Origin of the sequence: Streptomyces sp. VRA16 Mangrove soil, assembly GCF_017377775.1 — a bacterium.
Taxonomy (GTDB): Bacteria; Actinomycetota; Actinomycetes; order Streptomycetales; family Streptomycetaceae; genus Streptomyces.
In genome coordinates this window covers 169,843-189,680 of the sequence record NZ_JAFVLN010000019.1, presented here as the reverse complement: position 1 = coordinate 189,680, position 19,838 = coordinate 169,843, and the positions used below count along the sequence as shown (strand labels likewise).

Genomic DNA, 19,838 nt, shown 5'->3' with positions numbered 1-19,838 from the left:
CCCCGCACCCCCCCCTAAAACCCAACACCCCACCCCACACCCCTACCGCCCACACCCCTACCACCGAAGCCCCAACCGAAGCCCCAACCGAAGCCCCGACCGAACCCCCTAAACCCCCACCTCCGCCGCCACCCGCCCGTCCCGCACGGCTCGCACCAGTTCCCCGTGGTCGGCCTCTGTACGGTCCGCGTAGGTGACCGCGAAGTCCGCGACGGCCTCGTCGAGCTCTTCGTTCTTGCCGCAGTACCCGGCGATCAGCCGCGGGTCCGCGCTGTGTGCGTGGGCGCGGGCGAGCAGGGCGCCTGTCATGCGGGCGTAGTCGTCCAGCTGGTCGGCGGCGAGTGCGGCCGGGTCGACGCTGCCCTTGCGGTTCCTGAACTGGCGTACCTGGAAGGGGCGTTCGTCGACCGTGGTCCAGCCGAGCAGGATGTCGCTGACCACCTGCATGCGTTTCTGTCCGAGCACCACGCGGCGTCCTTCGTGCTCGACGGCGGGCGCCGCGAAGCCGACGGTCGGCAGGTGCGGCAGCAGTGCCGAGGGGCGTGCCTCCTTCACCTGCAGTACGAGTGGCTCACCGCGGTGGTCGAGGAGCAGCACCACGTACGACCTCGTTCCCACGCTTCCGGTGCCGACGACGCGGAACGCGACGTCATGGATCGCGTACCGCCCGAGCAGTGGCAGCCGGTCCTCGGAGAGGGTGTCCAGGTATGTCTCCAGCGAGGCGGCGACGGCGGACGCCTCTTCGTCGGGTATGCCCCGCAGTACGGGTGGCGCGTCCACGAACCGCAGTCCGCCGCCTTCGACCTGTTCCGTGGATTTGGCGGCGAAGCGTCCGCTGGTGTTCTGCCGTGCCTTCTCCGAGACCCGTTCCAGGGTTCCGAGCAGGTCGTGGGCGTCGGTGTGCGAGACGAGTTCTTCGTCGGCTATCGCGTTCCATGCGTCGAGCACGGGGAGTTTGGCGAGCAGGCGCATGGTGCGCCGGTAGGCGCCGGTCGCGTCGTGTGCGGCCTGTTTGCAGGTGTCCTCGTCGGCTCCGGCTTCGCGTCCGGCGAGGACGAGGGAGGTGGCGAGCCGTTTGACGTCCCACTCCCAGGGGCCGTGGACGGTTTCGTCGAAGTCGTTCAGGTCGATGACGAGGCCGCCGCGGGCGTCGCCGTAGAGGCCGAAGTTGGCGGCGTGGGCGTCGCCGCAGATCTGGGCGCCGATGCCGGTGAGTGGTGTGCGGGCCAGGTCGTGGGCCATGAGGCCGGCGGAGCCGCGCAGGAAGGCGAAGGGGGTGGCGGCCATCCGCCCGACCCGTATCGGGGTGAGGTCGTCGATCCTGCCGCGGTTGGACTCCTCGACGGCGGTCACGGCGTCGGGCCGCTGCGAGTCCTCTTCGTAGGTGCGGTGCGCGGACCTGGGTACGTCCTTGCGCAGTGCTTTGCCGACGGCCTTGGGCGCGGCGCCGGAGCCGGTCCCGCCGGATGCCGCCGATGCCGTCGTGTGCGGCGGTGCGGCGAACCCGGCCACGCGCGGCAGCCGCCGAGCCCGCCCGGCCCCCGCGCCTCCCGCGCTTCCCGCGCCTCCGGGACCTTCCGTGCCGCCTTCGCCGCCTGCCCTCTGCAGTGGCGGCGCCACTGCTTCTTCCTCCGCCCCGACACCCATGTCGACGCCCATGCCGATCGCCTCCCCCGCTCCGTGTGTACGGAACCGCTCACTGACCGGTCACGACCGTACCGCCGCGTGGAGAACGCTGCCGGGGCCTGTGGAAAACCCACGAGCTGTGGACAACGCAACGCCGCGACCGGCGCCACCGCCGCGACCGGCGCCACCGCCGCGAATGGCGCCACCGCGGCGCCCGCCGGCAAGCGGCGGCGTCCGCCGACAAGCGAGGGACCCACCCCGCACCGCCTACTTCCGGAACTCCTCCGGACACGTCCCGCCCTCGGCGCCCAGGTACTTCGCGGCCCAGCCACCGAGTTCGTCGAGGGAGGGCTTGAGTGCGGAGCCGGCTTCGGTGAGGCGGTAGGAGACGCGCAGCGGTGGTCCTTCGTCGACCTGGCGGACGACGAGTCCGACGGTGCCGAGTTCCGAGAGCCGGTCGGAGAGCATGCGTTCGCTGATGCCGGGGATGGCCCGGCGCAGGTCGGAGAAGTGCACCGGGCCCTGCATCAGGGCGGCCACGATCAGTCCCGTCCAGCGTTTGCCCAGGAGTCCGAAGACCCGGGTCATGCCGATGTCGACCGTCGAGCACGCCTGTGGGGTGTGCACCGCGGTCCCGCCCGCGGGCTCGGCGCTGTGTGCGCCCGCCCGTTTCCTGTCCTGCCCGCTGCCCGCCATGGATCCAGAGTACTGCGCTCCCGTATGGGGGTGAAAAAAAGTAAGTCCCTGTGCTATTACTAGTTACATACTCAGTTACAGCCGAGTCCGCTCGGCCGGACCTACTTCGGGAGCACCCCCATGGCCACGCTGCTGCACATCGACTCCTCCGTCTTCGACGGCCCCGCCTCCTCCTCCCGTCGCGTGACGGACGCCTTCCGCAAGGCCTGGGAGGAGCAGCACCCGGAGGGCACGGTCATCTACCGCGACCTCGCCGCGAACCCTGTCGCCCACATCACGGCCGACGCCCACGTCGCCGGTTTCGCCGCCCCCGAGGACCACACGCCGGAGCAGGCCGCCGCCTTCGCCGAGCGCGCGCAGCTCATCGAGGAGCTGGAGAACGCGGACGCGATCCTGATCGGCGCCCCGATGTACAACTACTCGATCCCGTCGACGCTGAAGGCGTGGCTGGACAACGTGATCCTGTTCGGCCGCACCGCGGGCGTCGACGCCCCGGCCGCCAAGGGCACCCCGGTCACCGTCGTCGCCAGCCGCGGCGGCTCCTACGCGCCGGGCACCCCGCGCGAGGGCATGGAGTACGTCCAGAACTTCCTCGGCGCCACCCTGCGCGACACCCTCCAGCTCGACCTGGACTTCATCGTTCCCGAGCTGACCATGGCCCCGCAGAACCCGGCGATGTCCGAGCTGATCCCGCTCTTCGAGGCTTCCCGCGAGCAGGCGCTCCAGGCCGCCAAGGAGAAGGGCAAGGCCGTGGCCGCCCGCCTCACCGCCTGAAGGTGACATAACCCACAGCGAAAAGGCGAAGGGCGCCGCAGGTCATCGACCCGCGGCGCCCTTCGCCCGCCTTCGTCCGCACCCGGCACGCCCCCGTCCGCGCCCAGCACGTAACGACCGCACTGGCACCGGCACCCACACCCACACCCACACCCACACCCACACCCACAAGCTCGCCATCGCACGCTCGCCGCCGCATCCTCACCCGCGTACGGCAACGCGCGTACGGCAACGCAAAAGCCCCGCAGATCCTGAGATCTGCGGGGCTTTTCGCTGTGCGCGAGGGGGGAGTTGAACCCCCACGCCCTTTCGGGCACTGGAACCTGAATCCAGCGCGTCTGCCTATTCCGCCACCCGCGCATTGGGTGTGTCTCCTGGCCCTTCGCCCTTTCGGGGTGAGCGCCTCTCGACATGCAGAAGATTAGCACGCTGCGGAGGGTGGATTCACATCCGTTTCCGCGGGCACCTGACGGGCAGTCCCCGTGGTCCGTACCGAGGTGGACCGGCCGCCGCGGTCGCACTCCGGCCACAGTCCGGTCCCGTCCTTGCCGGACCCCGACCGCTCCACAGCCCGGTACGGGACACTGTCCGGAGGCCACCTCTACGATCCCTCGTAAGAGGATCCGCGCAGAGGGGCCGGCGAGGGTCAGGAGTCAGGGCCGGAACAGGTCTGTGAGCGTCGACACTCATCGACCGGGCGGACAGGGGGAACCAGCCGATTTCCCGACGCGTGGATACGATCAGTAAGCAGTACGAGGAAGCACGAGAGCGCGACAGGCACGGCAAGCAGGGCAGCAACGAAGGAGGAGGTGCCTCATGGGAGTCCTGAAGAAGTTCGAGCAGCGTCTCGAAGGTCTGGTCAACGGCACCTTCGCCAAGGTCTTCAAGTCCGAGGTGCAGCCCGTCGAGATCGCGGGCGCGCTCCAGCGCGAGTGCGACAACAACGCGACGATCTGGAACCGCGAGCGGACGGTCGTCCCCAATGACTTCATCGTGGAGCTCAGCGCGCCGGACTACGAGCGCCTGAGCCCCTACTCGGGCCAGCTCGGCGACGAGCTGTCCGGGATGGTGCGCGACTACGCGAAGCAGCAGCGGTACACCTTCATGGGCCCCATCAAGGTGCACCTGGAGAAGGCGGAGGATCTGGACACAGGTCTGTACCGGGTGCGCAGTCGCACCCTGGCCTCCTCCACGAGCCAGCAGCAGCCCGAGCGTCCGGAGCGGCCCACGGCCGCCCGGCCGAACCAGGCGCCCGGTGGTTACGGCTACCCGCAGCCCGCGGCGGCACCTCCGATGCCGGCCGCGCCGCCGCCCGGGCGGCCCGCGCAGGCCCCGTCGGCGCACCGCCCCGGCGCGGGCCCGATGCCGGGCAGCCGCGTGCGGCACTGGATCGAGATCAACGGCACCCGCCACCAGATCTCCCGCCCCACCCTCGTGCTCGGCCGTTCCACGGAGGCCGACGTGCGGATCGACGACCCCGGCGTCTCGCGCCGGCACTGCGAGATCCGCACCGGTACACCGTCCACGATCCAGGACCTCGGGTCCACGAACGGGATCGTGGTGGACGGCCAGCACACGACCCGCGCTACGCTCCGCGACGGCTCGCGGATCGTCGTGGGCTCCACCACCATCGTTTACCGGCAAGCCGAAGGGTGAAGCGGGGGCAATGTCAGAGCTGACCCTGACGGTCATGCGGCTGGGTTTCCTGGCCGTTCTGTGGCTGTTCGTGATCGTGGCCGTTCAGGTCATCCGCAGCGACCTGTTCGGCACGCGTGTCACCGCGCGCGGTTCCCGGCGGGACGCCGGGCGGCCGCAGCAGGCCGCCCGCCAGGCCGCTGCCGCGCCGCCGCAGCAGCGCCAGCAGCAGAGCGGCGGCCGCCAGCGCCGCGGCGCGCCCACCAAGCTGGTCGTCTCCGAGGGCAGTCTCACCGGTACCACGGTGGCGCTGCAGGGGCAGACGATCACGCTCGGCCGTGCGCACGACAGCACGATCGTGCTGGACGACGACTACGCGTCCAGCAGGCATGCCCGGATCTATCCGGACCGGGACGGACAGTGGATCGTCGAGGACCTCGGGTCCACGAACGGCACGTATCTCGACCGGAACCGTCTGACGACGCCCACGCCGATCCCGCTGGGCGCACCGATCCGCATCGGCAAGACCGTCATCGAGCTGCGGAAGTAGTGCTACATCATGAATAGGCGCGAGCGGAGCGAGCGAGCCGACGCGGTGGTCCTGGCACAGGGCACCGGCGCGCTCCCGACCGGAGGGTGGGCACCGTGCGGATGTACCCGGAGTCGGAGTCAACGGGGCAGGTGCGCATGAGTCTGTCACTGCGCTTCGCCGCCGGATCCCACAAAGGCATGATCCGCGAGGGCAACGAGGACTCCGGTTACGCCGGTCCGCGCCTGCTCGCGATCGCCGACGGCATGGGCGGCCAGGCCGCCGGTGAGGTCGCCTCCTCCGAGGTGATCTCCACCATCGTCGCGCTCGACGACGACGTGCCGGGTTCCGACATCCTCACCTCGCTCGGCACCGCCGTGCAGCGGGCCAACGACCAGCTGCGCATGATGGTCGAGGAGGACCCCCAGCTCGAGGGCATGGGCACCACCCTGACCGCGCTGCTGTGGACGGGTCAGCGACTCGGTCTCGTGCACGTCGGCGACTCGCGCGCCTACCTGCTGCGCGACGGTGTGCTCACGCAGATCACGCAGGACCACACGTGGGTGCAGCGTCTGGTCGACGAGGGCCGCATCACCGAGGAAGAGGCCACCACGCACCCGCAGCGCTCGCTGCTGATGCGAGCGCTGGGCAGCGGCGACCACGTCGAGCCCGACCTCTCCATCCGTGAGGTGCGGGCCGGCGACCGGTACCTGATCTGTTCCGACGGTCTGTCAGGCGTCGTCTCCCACCAGACGATGGAGGAGACCCTCGCCAGCTACCAGGGCCCGCAGGAGACGGTCCAGGACCTGATCCAGCTGGCGCTGCGCGGCGGCGGTCCCGACAACATCACGGTGATCGTCGCGGACGTCCTCGACATCGACAGCGGGGACACGCTCGCCGGTCAGATCTCGGACGCCCCGGTCATCGTCGGCGCGGTCGCGGAGAACCAGCACCAGCTGCACGACAACGGCTCGATGGACACCCCGGCGGGCCGTGCCTCCGGCCTGGGCCGACCGGTCCCCGGCCAGGGCGGCGGTGGCGGTGGCGAGTTCGGCCCGCCCGGCAGCGGTGACACCACCGGTTACGCGCCCGAGGGGAGCTTCGGCGCGTACTCGGAGGAGGACTTCGTCAAGCCGCGCCGCGGCCGCAAGTGGCTCAAGAGATCGCTGTACATCGCGCTCGCCCTCGGCGTCATCGGCGGCGGTCTGTACGGCGGCTACCGCTGGACGCAGACGCAGTACTTCGTCGGCTCGAACGAAGAGCACGTGGCGCTCTACCGCGGCATCGACCAGGACCTGGCCTGGGTGAACCTGTCGAAGGTGGAGAAGGACCACCCGGAGATCGAGCTCAAGTACCTGCCGCCGTACCAGCGCAAGCAGGTCGAGGAGACCATCACCGAAGGCGACCTCGCCGCCGCCCAGGACAAGATCGACGAGCTGTCCGCGCAGGCCACCGCATGCAAGAAGCAGGCCGCGCGGCAGAAGGCCGAGAACGAGAACAACGCGAAGACCGGCGAGGGCGAGGCCGGCGGCACCACCACCGGCGGCACGGCGTCCAAGGCGTCGTACCGCACGGCGACCGCCACGCCCACGCCGTCACCCTCGGCATCGTCGTCCGGCAAGTCCAAGACCTCTCCCACGCCCACCCCTGGCCCCACTCTCTCCGAGGAAGAGCAGCAGCTGGCCAAGGCGTGCGCGCAGCAGTAGAAGCCGTTGGGGGCCTCAGCACGCCATGAGCAGTTCTCTCAGTAGTAGTTCCACGACCCATACGTCGACCATCGGAGCGATCGGAGCACCCAGCCGGCGCAACACCGAGCTGGCCCTGCTGGTGTTCGCGGTCGTCATCCCCGTCTTCGCGTACGCCAATGTGGGCCTCGCGCTCGACGGCTCGCTGCCGGCCGGGCTGCTCGGGTACGGGCTCGGCCTCGGCCTGCTCGCCGGCGTCGCCCACCTCGTCGTACGGAAATTCGCGGCGTACGCGGACCCGCTGCTGCTGCCGCTCGCCACGCTCCTCAACGGGCTCGGTCTGGTCGTCATCTGGCGGCTCGACCAGTCGAAGCTGCTGCAGTCGATCGGGCAGGCGGGCAGTGCCGCGCCCAAGCAGCTGATGTACACGGCGATCGGCATCGCGCTCTTCATCGTGGTGCTGATGTTCCTCAAGGACCACCGTGTCCTGCAGCGCTACACGTACATCTCGATGCTCGGCGCGCTCGTCCTGCTGCTGCTGCCGCTGGTCCCGGGCCTCGGCGTGAACATCTACGGCGCCAAGATCTGGATCCACATCGGCGGCTTCTCCATCCAGCCCGGTGAGTTCGCGAAGATCGCTCTGGCCGTCTTCTTCGCCGGCTATCTGATGGTGAAGCGGGACGCGCTGGCGCTGGCCTCGCGCCGCTTCATGGGCCTGTACCTGCCGCGCGGCCGTGACCTCGGTCCGATCATCGTGGTGTGGGCGATCTCGATCCTCATCCTGGTCTTCGAGACCGACCTCGGTACGTCGCTGCTGTTCTTCGGAATGTTCGTCATCATGCTGTACGTCGCCACCGAGCGGACCAGCTGGATCGTCTTCGGTCTGATGATGTCCGCGGTCGGCGCCGTGGGTGTGGCCAGCTTCGAGCCGCACATCCAGCAGCGTGTGGACGCCTGGCTCGACCCGATGAAGGAGTACCTGCTCAGCCGGCAGGGCGTCGCCGGGCACTCCGAGCAGGCCATGCAGGCGCTGTGGGCGTTCGGTTCCGGCGGCACGCTGGGCACCGGCCTGGGCCAGGGCCACTCGGACCTGATCCGGTTCGCCGCGAACTCCGACTTCATCCTCGCCACGTTCGGCGAGGAGCTGGGCCTGGCCGGTCTGATGGCGCTGCTGCTGATCTACGCGCTGATCGTGGAGCGCGGTGTGCGCACCGCGCTGGCCGCCCGTGACCCGTTCGGCAAGCTGCTCGCCGTCGGCCTGTCCGGCGCGTTCGCGCTGCAGGTGTTCGTCGTCGCCGGCGGTGTCATGGGTCTCATCCCGCTGACCGGTATGACGATGCCGTTCCTCGCGTACGGCGGTTCTTCGGTCATCGCGAACTGGGCGCTGATCGGCATCCTGATCCGGATCAGCGACACCGCGCGCCGGCCCGCGCCCACCCCGACGCCCAGTCCCGACGCCGAGATGACCCAGGTGGTCCGACCGTGAACAAGCCCCTGCGCCGTATCGCGATCTTCTGCGGACTGCTGGTCCTCACTCTCCTGATCCGCGACAACTGGCTCCAGTACGTCAAGGCCGACAGCCTCGCCTCGGACGACAACAACCGCCGTGTCGCCATCGAGCGTTACTCGACGCCGCGCGGCGACATCATCGTCGACGGCAAGTCGATCACCGGCTCGAAGGCGACCAGCGGCACCGACCTGAAGTACAAGCGGACCTGGAAGGACGGGCCCATGTGGTCGCCCGTCACCGGGTACGCCTCTCAGGTCGTCGGCGCCAGCCAGCTGGAGTCCATCGACGACGGCATCCTCACCGGCAACGACGACCGGCTCTTCTTCCGCAACACGCTCGACATGATCACGGGCAAGAAGAAGGAGGGCGGCAACGTCGTCACCACCCTCAACACGGCCGCGCAGAAGGCCGCGTACGACGGTCTGAAGAACCGCGGCAAGGGTGCCGTCGCCGCCATCGAGCCGTCCACCGGCAAGATCCTCGCGCTGGCGTCGACGCCGTCGTACGACCCGTCGTCGTTCGCGGGGAACTCCACCAAGGACGGCGAGACGTTCTCCCAGCTCGACAAGGACAAGGACAAGCCGCTCCTGAACCGCGCGCTGCGCGAGACGTACCCGCCGGGCTCCACGTTCAAGCTGGTCACGGCCGCGGCGGCGCTGGAGAGCGGCAAGGTCTCCGACCCGGACGCGAAGACCGACTCGCCGGTGCCGTTCATCATGAAGGGCACGACGACCGAGCTGAAGAACGAGGGCAGCATCCGGTGCGAGAACGTCCCGCTGCGTGAGGCGCTGCGGGTCTCCTGCAACTCGGTGTTCGGCAAGCTCGGCCAGGACATGGGCCTCAAGACGATGCTCGGCGAGGCCGAGAAGTTCGGCTTCAACAAGGAGCAGTTCGTCCCGGTCCGCGCCAACGCGTCGAGGTTCGACGACAAGATGAACGACTCGCAGGTGGCGCTCTCCTCCATCGGCCAGTACGACACCGCGGCGACCCCGCTGCAGATGGCGATGGTCGCCTCGGCGATCGCCAACGACGGCAAGCTGATGCAGCCGTACATGGTGGACCAGTTGCAGGCCCCGAACCTCGACACCATCGAGAAGACGGAGCCCAAGGAGCTGAGCCAGCCGCTGTCGGAGAAGAACGCGCAGGCGCTGCAGTCGATGATGGAGACGGTCGTCAAGACCGGTACGGGCACCAGCGCCCAGATCCCGGGCGTGACCGTCGGCGGCAAGACCGGTACCGCCCAGCACGGTGTCGACAACAGCGAGAAGCCGTACGCCTGGTTCGTGTCCTACGCGAAGACGACGTCCGGTACGCCGGTCGCCGTGGCCGTCGTCGTCGAGGACGGCGCCGCCAGCCGTGACGACATCTCGGGTGGCGGTCTGGCCGCGCCGATCGCGAAGAGCGTGATGCAGGCGGTCATCAACAGCAAGTGAGACGGGAGTTCACCGGGTTCTGTGAGCCCGGTCACCCGTTCTTCACATAGACGCACGTGGCGGTACCGGTCCTGTCACGGGTCTCGGTGGCGGCCAGGTCACGCTGGGCAATCCGGGTACGGTATGCCCGGACAGCACACCGGCAGAGCCCGCACGGGACGGTCGGGACCGACGGAGAGGGCTGGTAGGTAACCATGGAAGAGCCGCGTCGCCTCGGCGGCCGGTACGAGCTGGGCCAGGTGCTCGGCCGTGGTGGCATGGCGGAGGTCTATCTCGCCCATGACACCCGGCTCGGCCGCACCGTGGCGGTGAAGACGCTGCGGGTGGACCTCGCGCGCGACCCGTCGTTCCAGGCCCGGTTCCGCCGGGAGGCCCAGTCGGCCGCCTCGCTCAACCATCCCGCGATCGTGGCGGTCTACGACACGGGCGAGGACTACGTCGATCAGGTCTCCATCCCGTACATCGTGATGGAGTACGTCGACGGTTCCACGCTCCGCGAGCTGCTGCACTCCGGCCGCAAGCTGCTGCCGGAGCGTGCCATGGAGATGACCGTCGGCATCCTCCAGGCACTGGAGTACTCGCACCGCGCGGGCATCGTGCACCGCGACATCAAGCCGGCCAACGTCATGCTGACCCGCACCGGCCAGGTGAAGGTCATGGACTTCGGCATCGCCCGCGCGATGGGCGACTCCGGCATGACGATGACGCAGACCGCGGCCGTCATCGGTACCGCGCAGTACCTGTCTCCCGAGCAGGCCAAGGGCGAGCAGGTCGACGCCCGCTCCGACCTGTACTCGACGGGCTGTCTGCTGTACGAGCTGCTGACGGTCCGTCCGCCGTTCGTCGGGGACTCCCCGGTCGCCGTCGCGTACCAGCACGTACGCGAGGAGGCGCAGCCGCCCAGCGTCTTCGACCCCGAGATCACGCCGGAGATGGACGCCATCGTCCTCAAGGCGCTGACGAAGGACCCCGACTACCGCTACCAGTCGGCCGACGAGATGCGCGCCGACATCGAGGCCTGCCTCGACGGGCAGCCGGTCGCGGCGACCGCCGCGATGGGCGCGGTCGGCTACGGCAACCCGAACGACCAGCAGACGATGATGCTGGGCCAGCAGAACGGCGCGGCCCCCACGTCGATGCTGCCCCCGGTCAACCCGGACGACGGTGGCTACGGCTACGACGACCGGCCCGACCGCCGCCGCCAGGGCAAGAACCGCACGTCGACGATCCTGCTCGTGCTCGCGGGCGTCCTCGTCCTCGTCGGCGCGATCCTGATCGGCAAGTGGGCGTTCAGTGGCGGTTCAGGGGATGACAAGGTCTCGGTGCCGAACCTGGTGGGCGAGACGTTCGACTCCGCGAAGGAGAAGGCGGCCAACGTCGACCTGAAGGTCGTCAAGGGCTCCGCCATGGCCTGCAAGAACGAGCCGGCGAAGACCGTCTGCGAGCAGGACCCAGCCGACGGCACGATCGCCAAGAACGGGACGATCACCGTTCGGATGTCGACCGGTGCCCCGAAGGTCTCCGTCCCCGACGTGAAGGGCGCCTCGTACGACGACGCCGTCGCGGAGCTGAACGACAAGGGCTTCGACAACGTCGACAAGAAGGCGGTGGAGTCCGACCGCACCCCGGGCGTCGTCCTCTCGCAGGACCCGACGGGCGGCTCGAAGGTCGAGGCGGGCACGAAGATCACCCTGACCGTCGCCAAGCAGAAGGAGACCGTCCAGGTCCCCGACGTCTCGTCCGGTCAGAACCTCAGCTGTGACCAGGCCAAGGCCAAGCTCGCAGAGAGCAACCTGAAGGGCACCTGCACCGAGGAGGAGAACGCCTCGGTCACCGCCGGCATGGTGTTCAAGCAGAGCCTCGCGGCCAGCAGCCAGGCCGACCCCGGCTCCACGGTCACCCTCACCGTCGCCAAGGCCGCCGCGCAGACCGCGGTGCCCGAGGTGCGCACCAAGACGGTGAAGGACGCCAAGAAGATCCTTCAGGACGCCGGCTTCAAGAACATCGCGATCGCCGACGGCAGTGACGGCGGCGACAACGCCATCGTGACCAACATGGACCCGGCCCCGGGCACCCAGGCCGACCCGGCGAACACCACGATCACGCTGACCACGATCGGCGGGAACAACCAGGGCGGCAACAACGGCGGCAACGGCGGCGGCATCTTCGGCGGCACCGAAGGCTGACCCGCACCACCCGCCCGACACCAACGGAAGGCCCCGTCCACTCTCCTGGAGTGGACGGGGCCTTCTGCTGCACGACGACGAGAAGGACGGCGACGGCCGGAGGGGCTAGCCGAGTTCCTTCGGCTGGGTGCGCTTGCTGTCGACCTTCTCGACCCGCTCCAGCTCGCCCCACACCACGTACCGGTAGCGCGAGGTGTAGACGGGGGTGCAGGTGGTCAGCGTGATGTACTTGCCGGCCTTCTTGACGCCGGACTCCTTCGGGACCTGGTCGATGACGTCGACGTTGAACTTCGAGGTCTCCGGGAGGATGTCGTAGACCTTGTAGACGTACCAGTCGTCCTTCGTCTCGAAGACGATCGGGTCGCCCTTCTTGATCTTGTCGATGTTGTGGAACTTGGCGCCGTGGCCGTCCCGGTGGGCGGCCAGCGAGAAGTTGCCGTTCTTGTCGGTGGTCGGCAGCGTCGCCTTCACGGGGTCCGTGTAGTAGCCGGCCACACCGTCGTTGAGGACGTCCGTCGAGGTGCCCTTCTTGACCAGCACCTCGCCGTTCTTCATCGCCGGTACGTGCAGGAAGCCGATGCCGTCCTTGGTGTCCAGGGCGCCCGGCCCGGTGTCCTGATCGGCCCAGTGCCGGCGGACCGTGTCGCCCTGCTTGTGCGCGGCCCGGTCGGCGACGACGTTCGTCCACCACAGCGAGTAGACGACGAACAGGCCGAGGATCAGGCCCGCCGTGATGAGGAGTTCGCCGAAGACGCTGACGGCCGTCGCGATACGTCCGCGGCCGCGCGAGGGGCCCTTCGTCCGCTGCGGTGGCGCCGGCTCGGCCGCGTCCTCGTCGTGGTCGGTGGTCGTCGCTGCCACTGCTTGTTGCCCCGTCCCTGTGCCCGTACTGCCGGTGGTCGTCTGCGCGTTGATCGACTCGCTATTCGACGAGCGCGTCCGGCTTGCCCTTGCTGCGCGGGCGCTCCTCGACCATCTTGCCCCAGACGATCATTCGATACGTACTGGTGAATTCCGGCGTGCACGTCGTCAGGGTGATGTAACGCCCCGGTTTGGTGAATCCGGAACCCGCAGGGACCGGATTGATCACCGAGGTGTTCGACGGGGACGTCTGATCGAGCCTGCTCGACATCTTGTACACGTAGTACGTGTCCTGCGTCTCGACGACGATCGGATCGCCCGGCTCCAGGCGGTTGATGTAACGGAACGGCTCGCCATGGGTGTTGCGGTGCCCGGCGAGCGCGAAGTTCCCCGTCTTCGCGTCCGGCATCGCGGTCGGAATGCTGTCCTTGCCGTAGTGCCCGACCATGCCCTTGTCGAGGACCTTCGTCTTGCTGATGCCCTCGGCGATCGGCACGACGACGTCCAGCCTGGGGATGTACAGGATCGCGAAGCCCTGGCCCGGTTCGAAGGTGCCCGGCTTGCGCTTGCCGCTCGCCCAGTCGTCCTCGAGGCTGTGCCGGGCGTTCCCCGCCAGATTGTGGGCCCGTATGTTCGACCACCAGAGCTGGTAGGTGACGAACAGCAGCATGACGACGCCGAGGGTGATGAAGAATTCGCCGATCACCCGGCTCGCGATCACGCCGGCGCCCGGCTTGGCCGCCTTGGCGGCGCGGCGCGCCTCGACCCGGCTCAACGGCCTGGCGTCGCTCTGGTCGGGCTGCCGTGTGGCGGCCTCCGCGGGCTCTCCCGCGTGCCGTCCGCCGCCCCGCTTGGCGGCCTTCCTGCGTGCGGCCCGGCCGCCGGTCGCGACGGGCGTCCGGGGTTCCGGGTCCCGTTCGGCTATTCGACGGGTGTCCGCGGTGCGCAGCGCGACCGTCTCGTCGTCCCGCACAGGCTGTACGTCCCGCACGGGCTGCACGTCCCGCACAGGCTCGACGTCGGGGACGTACGTCGCGGGCTGCGGTTCCGGCGCGGGCTGCTGTGCGGCTCCGTACCAGTCCTGCGCGTACCCCTCGGGGTCGTACCACTCGGGCTCCGGCTCGGGCCGCCCAGGATCGGGCTGAGGGGCTTCCTGCGCCGCTCTGAACCACGGCGAGGGATGCTGCCCCGCCTGCCCCGCCTGCCCCGCCTGCCCCGGCAACGGGTCGCCGAGGGGATCTTCGAGACGCCGCACGGCGTCCGCCAGCTCCCCCCGATCCCCCAGATCCCCGCCACCCTCACGCTCGGGGCGCAGCGCGGTCACGCCGATGCCCTGCCCACGACCGGCGCGAGACCGGCCGATCTGGCGACCGCGCCCGTGTCCCCGCACTCGACGAGCCAGTTGGCGAGCATCAGGTGGCCGTGCTCGGTGAGCACCGACTCGGGGTGGAACTGGACGCCCTCGACGGGCAGTTCACGGTGGCGCAGCCCCATGATGATGCCGTCCTCGGTGCGGGCCGTGACCTCGAGCTCGGCCGGGACGGTGCCGGGCTCGGCGGCCAGCGAGTGGTAGCGCGTCGCGGTGAACGGGTCGGGCAGGCCCGCGAAGACGCCCTTGCCCTCGTGCCGCACCAGCGACGTCTTGCCGTGCAGCAGCTCCGGCGCCCGGTCCACCACACCGCCGTACGCCACCTGCATCGACTGCATGCCGAGGCAGACGCCGAAGACGGGCACGCCGGTCGCGGCGCAGTGGCGCACCATGTCGATGCAGACCCCGGCCTGTTCGGGGGCGCCGGGGCCGGGGCTCAGCAGGACACCGTCGAAGCCGTCCTGTGCGTGCGAGGTCGTCACCTCGTCGTTGCGCACCACCTCGCACTCGGCACCCAGCTGGTACAGGTACTGGACGAGGTTGAAGACGAAGCTGTCGTAGTTGTCGACAACGAGAATGCGCGCGCTCACTGGCCGTCCACCGTTACGTCGTTGAAGGGCAGCAGGGGTTCGGCCCACGGGAAGATGTACTGGAACAGCACATAGACGACCGCCAGAACCAGCACGACCGAGATCAGTGCCCTCACCCAAGCGTTCCCCGGCAGATGCCGCCAGATCCAGCCGTACATGCCGGTCGCTCCCTCCACACCGTCTGCTACGGCACCAGACTAACGGCGCAACGCCTCCGGTTTCCCTGCCTCCACAGGCTGAGTGGAATCAAGGTGCCCCCACACGATCAGCCGGTGGCTGTGGCCCCACTCCGGTTCGCACGTCGTGAGCGTCAGATAGCGGCCCGGCTCCGTGTACCCGGACTTGCGCGGCACGGGGTCGATGACGGCGACGTCGCTGGGCAGCGTCTTGTAGGGCCTGGTGTCGATGACGTACGTGAACCAGGTGGTCCCGTCGGTGAGCACCACGTCGTCGCCGGGGCGCAGCTGCGGGAAGTCCTTGAAGGGGTCGCCGTAGGTGCGCCGGTGCCCGGCCACCGCGAAGTTCCCCTTCTGCCCGAGCTGAGCGGTGCCGGAGTAGTGGCCGAGCCCCTTCTTCAGGGTGCCGACGTCCGTGTTCTCCAGGACGGGCTTGTTCCACGTGAAACCGAGCCGCGGGATGTACATCACGGCGAAGGGTTTTCCGTCCTTGTACGCGGCCGGCTTCGGCGGTGACGTCTGCTTGCGGCCCGCCTTCTGGTCCGCCGGGGAGGGCCGGGCGCTCGCCACCGGTCTCTTCGCCCACTGGTTCTGGAGGTCGTCGATCTGGTGGTTCATGGCGCTGTCGGCCTTCACACCGGTCCAGAACAGCACATACACGACGAACAGCACGATCACGGCACCGACGGTGATGCACAGCTCGCTGAACGTCCGGACGACGACTCGCACCGACACTGGTCCCCCAGGGGCAGCTACTCCACGGGCTTCGCGTAGTGGAGATCCACTGTGCCCGAGTAGCCGGGAAGAGTCACCGTCCCGTCGTCCTCCACTTTCCAACCGAGGCCGTACGCGTTGACGTAGAGCATGTAGTTCTGGATCTGGGGCGAGGCCGCGACGGCGTTCTTCAGCTTCTCCGGGTCGCCGACCGCCGTGATCGTGTAGGGGGGCGAGTAGACGCGGCCCTGGAGGATCAGGGTGTTGCCGACGCAGCGGACCGCGGACGTGGAGATGAGGCGCTGGTCCATGACCTTGATGCCCTTGGCGCCGCCGTGCCACAGGGCGTTCACCACGGCCTGGAGGTCCTGCTGGTGGATGACCAGGTCGTTGGGTTGCGGGTCGGGGTAGCCGGGGAGCTTGGCGGTGGCGTTCGGCGGGGCGTCGTCGAGCGTGACGGAGATCGCCTCGCCCTTGAGCTTCTGGGTGCCGGACGCCTCCTCCAGGCCGTCGAGCTTCTTGTCCTGGGCCTTGGTGGAGCCGTCGTCGCGCTCCGCGAGCCGCTCGACGTCCCCGCGGACCCCGCTGTTGCCCTCTTCCAGTTCCTTGTTCTTCTTGCTGCGCTCCTGAATCAGGTCGGACAGCTTCAGCAAAGAGGCATCCGTGCGGATATTGGTGCCCTTGGCCGTATTGAAACTGGTGAAGAAGATGAGCCCGGCAAGGGCGAAAACACCCACGGTGAGCAGCCGCACAGGCCGGAAGCGGCCGCGGGCGGACCCTTTGTCGGGACCTTTTCGGGGGTCGGCAGAATTGCTCAACGTACCCTTATCTCCTTCGACGCCGCGGAAGCACTACGCTAACGGACGCCCGGGGGAGCGCTCAGAGTCCCTTGAAGTTCCGCTTGTACGCTGCCCGGAGCCAGCCCACGTTCCCTGCGCGGCCACGCAGCGCATCGACAGGAGAGACCCTCGTGCCGAAGTCACGTATCCGCAAGAAGGCCGACTACACGCCGCCGCCGGCGTCCAAGCAGGCAGCCAACATCAAGCTGACCAACCGCGGTTGGGTGGCTCCGGTGATGCTCGCGCTGTTCCTGATCGGGCTCGCCTGGATCGTCGTCTTCTACGTCTCGGACACCCAGCTGCCCATCGAGGCGTTCGGCAACTGGAACATCGTGGTGGGCTTCGGCTTCATCGCCGCCGGCTTCGGCGTCTCCACACAGTGGAAATAGCGCATGACCCGGGCCGTGCGCCAGCTCTGCCCCAAGCTATCCACTGAGTTATCCACAACCCTTGTCCACAGTGGGGATAACTCTACGATCTGTGGATAACCCTCAGGCTGTTGACGCCGGTGTGACTAATCCGGCAGCCATCGAGCACACGTTCGCCCCTTGCCTCTCCCGGGAAAAGCCCAGGTCAGAGGCGAGGGGCGACGTCGTTCCGCACGAGGTGCACAAGATCCGGCACCGACTGTGGACAACCGGAGGCCACAACGGTGGATAACTGTGCTCAGGTGAGCTGCGCGGTCCTGACGACGACGGTGACGATCACAGCGAGCAGGACCACCGCACAGGTCCCCCACTGCACCAGCGCGCGGCGCTCGCGCGGGGCGTGGACCATCGCGTAGCCGACGACGACACCGGCGATCAGGCCGCCGATGTGGGCCTGCCAGGCGATGTTGCCCCACGTGAAGGTGAAGATCAGGTTGATCACCAGGAGGGCGATCACCGGCCGCATGTCGTAGTTGAGGCGGCGCATCAGGACCGCCGTCGCGCCGAACAGGCCGAAGATCGCGCCGGAGGCACCCAGAGATGCCTCGCTCGGGGACGAGAGCAGATAGGTCAGCGCTCCACCGGCCAGACCTGAGACGACGTACAGAGCGATGTAGCGAACCCGACCGAGGGCCACCTCGAGCGGGGCACCGATCCACCACAGGCTGAGCATGTTGAAGGCGATGTGCCACACCTCTTGATGGGCGAACATCGAGGTCACCAGGCGGTACCACTCACCCGTCGCCACCCCGTCCACGGGGGCGTAGGGGGCCGGTGGCCAGACACCGACCAGCACCAGATGGTCGAGGAGTGTGCTGCTCACGTACCCCGCGACGAACACCGCCACGTTGATCCCGATCAGCACCTTGGTAACAAGCCGCGGGTCCGAGGCGATCGTGCCCCCGGCGATCGTCCGAGGCTGCGTCGCCGCGGCGGAGTGCCCCGTACCGGAACCGCCCCGCACGCACTCCGGGCACTGGAACCCGACCGAGGCGCTGACCATGCACTCCGGGCAGATGGGCCGCTCGCAGCGGGTGCAGCGGATGCCGGTCGGTCGGTCCGGATGCCGGTAGCAGCCGGGCAGGCCCTGGGCGTCCTGCGGTTCCTGCGGGCTGCCGGGCGCCTGTTCCATGACGGTCGTCCCCTTGGTGTGAGCGTGGATGAAGCGCCGCGTGGCAACGCACCGCCCCGCCCATCCTTACGGACGAGCGGGGCGCATTGGTTCCCTGGGCGGATACCTATCGGGTCTCGACCACGACGGACTCGATAACCACGTCGTTGACCGGGCGGTCGGTGCGCGGGTTGGTCTGCGCCGTGGCGATGGTGTCGACGACCTTCTGGCTCGCCTCGCCGACCACCTCGCCGAAGATGGTGTGCTTGCGGGTCAGCCAGGCGGTCGGCGCGACGGTGATGAAGAACTGCGAGCCGTTGGTGCCCGGGCCCGCGTTCGCCATGGCCAGCAGGTACGGCTTGGTGAAGGCCAGGTCGGGGTGGAACTCGTCGGCGAACTGGTAGCCGGGGCCGCCCGTGCCGTTGCCCAGCGGGTCGCCGCCCTGGATCATGAAGCCGCTGATCACCCGGTGGAAGACCGTGCCGTCGTAGAGCGGGGCCGTGGACTTCTCACCGGTCTCCGGGTTGGTCCACTCACGCTCGCCCTTGGCGAGCTCCACGAAGTTCTTGACCGTCTTGGGCGCGTGGTTCGGCAGAAGCCTGACCTCGATGTCGCCCTGGTTGGTCTTGAGGGTGGCGTACAGCTGCTCGGCCACGATCTGCCTTCCGTTGTCTTCTGTGCTCTCCCGATCCTCGCACGGTCCCGCGGCCGCTCAGGGGTTTCAGTCACCGAAAACCGGTCTACTCGGAACCGAAGAGGCGCGCCGCGGCACGATCCGTGGCATTGTCGTCGCCAAGCCCCTAACCACCTGTTAGCACCCTATTGAGGCCTACCGAATCCTTACCACCGCATGACGCTCTCAGCAGGCATGATCCGTAAAAGGGTGGAAAGGTGAAATACCTGTACGCCACCGAGGAGGAGGACCACGTGACCCGCATCGACAGCGTGCGCGCCGCGACCGGCTCGGCGAAGGACAGCGTGCTGCACGCCGCGGAAGTGGTGGCGCCCTACGCAGGGACGGCCAAGGACAAGGCCGCGCAGTACGCGCACGACGCCCGAGTCGTGCTCGGCCCCAAGGTCTCGCAGGCCGCCCAGCAGGCGCGCGTCCAGTACGACGCGCATCTGGCGCCGCGCCTGGAGCAGGCCCGCAGCCATGTGCCGCCGAAGATCGACACCGCCGCGCACGAGGCGGCGGCCCGCACCCGCCAGGCGGCCCGCTCGGCCGCCGAGTACTCGAAGCCGCGCATCGAGCACGCCGTGGCCGCGGCCGGTCCGGTGCGCGACGAGGCGGCGGCCCGCAGCGCCGCGGCCCTGGCCGCGCTGCGCGGACAGGTCTCGCCCGAGCAGATCAAGAAGCTCGCCCGCAAGCGGGACCGCCGGGCCCGCGCCGGACGCATCGCCAAGGGTCTCGCCCTCATCGGCGTGGTGGCCGGCGGGGCGTTCGTCGCGTGGAAGTGGTGGGACAAGCAGGCCAACCCGGACTGGCTCGTCGAGCCGCCGGCCGCCACCGAGGTGCCCCACACCGCCCCGCTGACCTCGGTCGACGGTGGCGGCCAGGACATCCTCGACCCCGAGGTACAGGCCAAGCAGGCCGAGGCGGAGGCCGAGACGGGCTCCAAAGACAAGCACTGACCAGCACTCACAAGCACTGACAAGTGCTGACAAGTGCTGACAAG

Annotated in this window: 19 protein-coding genes and 1 tRNA gene; 9 read left to right on the top strand and 11 right to left on the bottom strand. The window is 68.8% G+C overall.

What is annotated here, in order from left to right; all coding sequences use genetic code 11:
- Positions 1 to 108: 108 nt before the first annotated feature.
- Entirely contained in the window at positions 109 to 1,659 is a 1,551-nt protein-coding gene (locus J3486_RS37060; protein ID WP_374194815.1) for a DUF2252 domain-containing protein, read from the bottom strand.
- Positions 1,660 to 1,893: 234 nt separating this feature from the next.
- Positions 1,894 to 2,214, bottom strand: a complete 321-nt coding sequence (locus tag J3486_RS37055) for a helix-turn-helix domain-containing protein (RefSeq protein ID WP_229379222.1) — start codon at positions 2,212 to 2,214, stop codon at positions 1,894 to 1,896.
- Positions 2,215 to 2,442: 228 nt separating this feature from the next.
- Between J3486_RS37055 and J3486_RS37050 the strand changes: the two genes are divergently transcribed.
- The gene (locus tag J3486_RS37050) at positions 2,443 to 3,096 is read left to right on the top strand and encodes an FMN-dependent NADH-azoreductase (protein WP_207828198.1); all 654 of its coding nucleotides are present in this window, start codon (positions 2,443 to 2,445) and stop codon (positions 3,094 to 3,096) included.
- Positions 3,097 to 3,372: 276 nt separating this feature from the next.
- On the opposite strand, the gene J3486_RS37045 is transcribed toward J3486_RS37050, so the two are convergent.
- Positions 3,373 to 3,456 (bottom strand) — tRNA-Leu (locus tag J3486_RS37045).
- Between the two features lie 456 nt (positions 3,457 to 3,912).
- On the opposite strand from J3486_RS37045, the gene J3486_RS37040 reads away from it, so the two are divergent.
- From J3486_RS37040 to pknB, 6 genes are all read left to right on the top strand, one after another.
- Positions 3,913 to 4,752 carry a DUF3662 and FHA domain-containing protein gene (locus tag J3486_RS37040; protein ID WP_207828197.1) on the top strand — a complete coding sequence of 280 codons (840 nt, stop codon included), beginning with the start codon at positions 3,913 to 3,915 and terminating at the stop codon, positions 4,750 to 4,752.
- A 10-nt stretch (positions 4,753 to 4,762) separates the two neighbouring features.
- On the top strand, positions 4,763 to 5,281 hold the full coding sequence (locus J3486_RS37035; protein ID WP_207828196.1) for an FHA domain-containing protein: 519 nt from the start codon (positions 4,763 to 4,765) through the stop codon (positions 5,279 to 5,281).
- A gap of 137 nt (positions 5,282 to 5,418) precedes the next feature.
- Entirely contained in the window at positions 5,419 to 6,966 is a 1,548-nt protein-coding gene (locus tag J3486_RS37030; RefSeq protein WP_229379186.1) for a Stp1/IreP family PP2C-type Ser/Thr phosphatase, read from the top strand.
- A gap of 25 nt (positions 6,967 to 6,991) precedes the next feature.
- Entirely contained in the window at positions 6,992 to 8,431 is a 1,440-nt protein-coding gene (locus J3486_RS37025; protein WP_207828195.1) for an FtsW/RodA/SpoVE family cell cycle protein, read from the top strand.
- Positions 8,428 to 9,888 (top strand): penicillin-binding protein 2, encoded by a 1,461-nt coding sequence (locus tag J3486_RS37020; protein WP_207828194.1) that lies wholly within the window; start codon positions 8,428 to 8,430, stop codon positions 9,886 to 9,888. The genes J3486_RS37025 and J3486_RS37020 overlap by 4 nt, the downstream gene beginning before the upstream one ends.
- A 194-nt stretch (positions 9,889 to 10,082) precedes the next feature.
- The gene (gene pknB, locus J3486_RS37015; RefSeq protein WP_207828193.1) at positions 10,083 to 12,074 is read left to right on the top strand and encodes a Stk1 family PASTA domain-containing Ser/Thr kinase; all 1,992 of its coding nucleotides are present in this window, start codon (positions 10,083 to 10,085) and stop codon (positions 12,072 to 12,074) included.
- 105 nt (positions 12,075 to 12,179) lie between these two features.
- Here the strand turns inward: pknB and J3486_RS37010 are convergent, their stop codons facing one another.
- The 6 genes from J3486_RS37010 to J3486_RS36985 all read right to left on the bottom strand — a co-directional run bounded on the left by J3486_RS37010 (position 12,180) and on the right by J3486_RS36985 (position 16,602).
- Positions 12,180 to 12,935: a class E sortase gene (locus tag J3486_RS37010; protein ID WP_207828192.1), complete on the bottom strand. Its 756-nt coding sequence runs from the start codon at positions 12,933 to 12,935 to the stop codon at positions 12,180 to 12,182.
- A 61-nt stretch (positions 12,936 to 12,996) separates the two neighbouring features.
- Positions 12,997 to 14,259, bottom strand: a complete 1,263-nt coding sequence (locus tag J3486_RS37005) for a class E sortase (RefSeq protein ID WP_374194814.1) — start codon at positions 14,257 to 14,259, stop codon at positions 12,997 to 12,999.
- Complete coding sequence (locus J3486_RS37000) at positions 14,256 to 14,894, bottom strand: aminodeoxychorismate/anthranilate synthase component II (protein WP_207828191.1); 639 nt, start codon at positions 14,892 to 14,894, stop codon at positions 14,256 to 14,258. The genes J3486_RS37005 and J3486_RS37000 overlap by 4 nt, the downstream gene beginning before the upstream one ends.
- The gene (locus J3486_RS36995) at positions 14,891 to 15,052 is read right to left on the bottom strand and encodes a hypothetical protein (RefSeq protein ID WP_207828190.1); all 162 of its coding nucleotides are present in this window, start codon (positions 15,050 to 15,052) and stop codon (positions 14,891 to 14,893) included. Before J3486_RS36995 ends, J3486_RS37000 begins: the two co-directional genes overlap by 4 nt.
- A 39-nt stretch (positions 15,053 to 15,091) precedes the next feature.
- Positions 15,092 to 15,799, bottom strand: coding sequence for a class E sortase (locus J3486_RS36990; protein WP_207828189.1), 708 nt, complete (start codon positions 15,797 to 15,799; stop codon positions 15,092 to 15,094).
- A gap of 23 nt (positions 15,800 to 15,822) precedes the next feature.
- The gene (locus tag J3486_RS36985; RefSeq protein ID WP_207828188.1) at positions 15,823 to 16,602 is read right to left on the bottom strand and encodes a DUF881 domain-containing protein; all 780 of its coding nucleotides are present in this window, start codon (positions 16,600 to 16,602) and stop codon (positions 15,823 to 15,825) included.
- 152 nt (positions 16,603 to 16,754) lie between these two features.
- Between J3486_RS36985 and crgA the strand changes: the two genes are divergently transcribed.
- Positions 16,755 to 17,012, top strand: coding sequence for a cell division protein CrgA (crgA, locus tag J3486_RS36980; RefSeq protein WP_111663030.1), 258 nt, complete (start codon positions 16,755 to 16,757; stop codon positions 17,010 to 17,012).
- Positions 17,013 to 17,289: 277 nt separating this feature from the next.
- Here crgA and J3486_RS36975 read toward each other — a convergent pair whose 3' ends face one another.
- On the bottom strand, positions 17,290 to 18,183 hold the full coding sequence (locus J3486_RS36975; protein ID WP_207828187.1) for a rhomboid family intramembrane serine protease: 894 nt from the start codon (positions 18,181 to 18,183) through the stop codon (positions 17,290 to 17,292).
- A gap of 106 nt (positions 18,184 to 18,289) precedes the next feature.
- Positions 18,290 to 18,817 carry a peptidylprolyl isomerase gene (locus tag J3486_RS36970; RefSeq protein WP_207828186.1) on the bottom strand — a complete coding sequence of 176 codons (528 nt, stop codon included), beginning with the start codon at positions 18,815 to 18,817 and terminating at the stop codon, positions 18,290 to 18,292.
- Between the two features lie 272 nt (positions 18,818 to 19,089).
- Between J3486_RS36970 and J3486_RS36965 the strand changes: the two genes are divergently transcribed.
- Complete coding sequence (locus tag J3486_RS36965) at positions 19,090 to 19,794, top strand: DUF5324 family protein (RefSeq protein ID WP_207828211.1); 705 nt, start codon at positions 19,090 to 19,092, stop codon at positions 19,792 to 19,794.
- Positions 19,795 to 19,838 lie beyond the last annotated feature (44 nt).